Raw genomic sequence first — 2,418 nt, 5'->3', positions numbered from 1 at the left:
GAGTGTTCGTCTTTTAGTGTTGATAAATCTGGATAAGTATATTCTGGATAATTCGGGTCATTAACTTTTACTTTTGTTTTAGCCAAAAATGTTACTAGGTACATAACATATTCTGATAATTGTGCTTCGTATTTAGCTAAAGTCCCTATTGTTTGGATAATTGGAGGTTTTGGTTCGTCTGGTAGACTAGCAATAGTAGTACAACATAGTAGTAATATAAGTAAAAAGAAGTTTACTAGCTTAAACATTTTTACCTCTTTTAAGAACATTGATATATTCCCTCATGATTTTATTGCGTTTTGCTTTTAATGAAGAGATAGTTCTTTTACTTTTATTGCTAGAAATAGCCTCTATTATTTCAATATTGCATTTTAATATGTCTTGTATTTCTGCAAATATTTTCATTGATTCAGCTGTTTCCATAGATTTTAGTGTTTCAATATATGTTTTGTAGAAAAAATCTATTACTTTATTGAAAATATTAATGTAGTTATCATCTATGTTTGTAGTATTTTTAGCTATGTTAGTTAAGTTAGATAGTAAATTAAGTCCTAAACCAACAGTATTATTTTGCATTAATTTATCCCCTCTTGGTAGATAGGTTTTCCGTCCTTATTGAATTTGAGCTTATTTGATATCTTTAGATTTTTTTCATCAGAATTAACTAGATCAATACACCTGTTGATTTTCTCATTCAGTGGAGAGAGTGTTTTATCTATTGTTGGTGTTAATGCATTCTCAAGTCTTTCCATATTTGATTTATAGATTAATTTATAATGGTTATATAGTTCATAAACTAAAAAAAATCCTTTATGTGCAGCCTCATCAAATTCATTTTCAAATTTAGAAAATATTTCAATAAGGTTTGATATAGATGTAAGTCCAGTGTTAAGATTATCTTTAGATAATTTCATAAATTAATCCCGTTTTTTAATATGATTGTTGCCATTGCCATTTCTAAAAATCTTGCCTACTACTATAGACAATATGTCTTTTAGTAAAGGTTTTAGAAGAATTAATACTCCTAGAACTAGTACAGTGACAAAAATCATTACTGCTATAAGTTTAATTTCGTTTAAGTTAATAAGAAGTTCAGTTATTTTAATATCCATTTTTAATCCTTCATTTTAATTTTTTTTGATATATATATTATATACCAAAACTTTAATTTTTGCTAAAAATTTACAGTTTCATAAGAACTGGTACAGGACTATAATTTTGGTAGATTCTTTTTTGAATATACCACCCTTTATACAGTGGGACTACGCCAGTAAGAGTTTCGCTTTTGAAAACTAGATTTCGGCTATATTGACTATCAGATTCATCCGAATATCTTAGATATAAGAATCTACCTTCTCTATCGAATTGGTCTATGTCAAGTTCTATATCAAGATAAATGGGGTTATCATCATCATATTTATAAAAAATTAGAGTTGCACTCCTTGATTGGTCTAAATCTACTTGGAATCTTTGATTTTTATAATCAGACGGATAAAGTGTAGTGCCCGCGGGTGCGTTCAGAGTAGCATCAAAATCAGATGGTACTCCTAGTAATTGTTTGGGAACTGGAGTTTTTTCAATACTACTTGAAGACATTATCAAAAGATTGTCACTTCTAGATAAAGTGGAGGAGGATATACTATCTGAAAGGCGAGATTTAATTTTGCTAAAAAGACTAGAAAGTTTATCAGACTCATTTTTAATTAGTTTATCCAATGCTTCAGCATAAATTTTTTCTACAAAATCTTTATTAGCTGCAAGTTCTTGAGCGATTGTAGACTTAATTATCTCTTTAAAATCGGCAAGTCCTTCGCCTTTAAATGTTTTGTCTTTAACGGTTTCTAAGAACTTTTTAAAAGTAATAGCATTGCAACTTGCAACCCCATCATCTATTAGTAAAAGATGGTCGTTTTCAACGGTTGTTACCTTATTTAAATCTTTTATTTGAACTGCTTCTTGTTCATCAATTAATAATTTTTCTTGATCCGCAGCCATTAAGCCTCCTTAATTGTTAAAAGTGATAATATTTGCACCATCTTTATTGTTAATTTTTAGAACTCTATCTATAGGAATAATTCTTTTTATAAAAGCATAAATTGAATGATCATATCCTTTAGGAAGAGAGTTGAATACTAAAGCCTTTTTAGATGCAGCATATCCATCTTTTTTTTCTCTAAGTATTATCTTTTTAAGCGATTTTCCTGATGTAGTGCTAGGAGAAATAAATGTAATAAAATTTGTTCTTATTGTCCCTTTTAATGAGATATCAATAACACCTGCTTCTGGTGTAGTAACTATAACATCTACATTTAAAAACGCCTTGAAAATCAATCTAAATGACTCATCAGTGCCAATATGGCGTAAAGCAAAAATAACACTGTTTATGTTGGTTGTAATACTTTGTAAAGTTTGGGTTTT

Annotated in this window: 6 protein-coding genes; all 6 read right to left on the bottom strand. The window is 28.7% G+C overall.

The window, feature by feature from the left end:
• Positions 1–248 (bottom strand): BBA14 family lipoprotein (locus tag HNP68_RS06490; RefSeq protein WP_183221611.1); only part of this gene is annotated, 248 nt, incomplete at its 3' end.
• Complete coding sequence (locus HNP68_RS06485; RefSeq protein ID WP_183221609.1) at positions 241–576, bottom strand: BlyB family putative holin accessory protein; 336 nt, start codon at positions 574–576, stop codon at positions 241–243. The genes HNP68_RS06490 and HNP68_RS06485, both read right to left, overlap by 8 nt.
• Complete coding sequence (locus tag HNP68_RS06480; protein WP_183221608.1) at positions 576–914, bottom strand: BlyB family putative holin accessory protein; 339 nt, start codon at positions 912–914, stop codon at positions 576–578. Before HNP68_RS06480 ends, HNP68_RS06485 begins: the two co-directional genes overlap by 1 nt.
• Positions 915–917: 3 nt before the next feature.
• On the bottom strand, positions 918–1,112 hold the full coding sequence (locus HNP68_RS06475) for a BlyA family holin (RefSeq protein WP_183221607.1): 195 nt from the start codon (positions 1,110–1,112) through the stop codon (positions 918–920).
• Between the two features lie 70 nt (positions 1,113–1,182).
• Positions 1,183–1,995, bottom strand: a complete 813-nt coding sequence (locus HNP68_RS06470) for a DUF685 domain-containing protein (protein WP_183221605.1) — start codon at positions 1,993–1,995, stop codon at positions 1,183–1,185.
• A gap of 9 nt (positions 1,996–2,004) precedes the next feature.
• Positions 2,005–2,418 (bottom strand): DUF735 family protein (locus HNP68_RS06465; RefSeq protein WP_183221603.1); only part of this gene is annotated, 414 nt, incomplete at its 5' end.

Origin of the sequence: Borreliella yangtzensis (assembly GCF_014201775.1) — a bacterium.
Classification (GTDB): domain Bacteria; phylum Spirochaetota; class Spirochaetia; order Borreliales; family Borreliaceae; genus Borreliella; species Borreliella yangtzensis.
This window is presented reverse-complemented; position numbering and strand designations above follow the sequence as displayed.

Bases quoted from the DNA above. Each gene is read 5' to 3' on its own strand.
- HNP68_RS06485 (WP_183221609.1), bottom strand. From the start codon at position 576: ATGCAAAATAATACTGTTGGTTTAGGACTTAATTTACTATCTAACTTA.
- HNP68_RS06480 (WP_183221608.1), bottom strand. From the start codon at position 914: ATGAAATTATCTAAAGATAATCTTAACACTGGACTTACATCTATATCA.
- HNP68_RS06475 (WP_183221607.1), bottom strand. From the start codon at position 1,112: ATGGATATTAAAATAACTGAACTTCTTATTAACTTAAACGAAATTAAA.
- HNP68_RS06470 (WP_183221605.1), bottom strand. From the start codon at position 1,995: ATGGCTGCGGATCAAGAAAAATTATTAATTGATGAACAAGAAGCAGTT.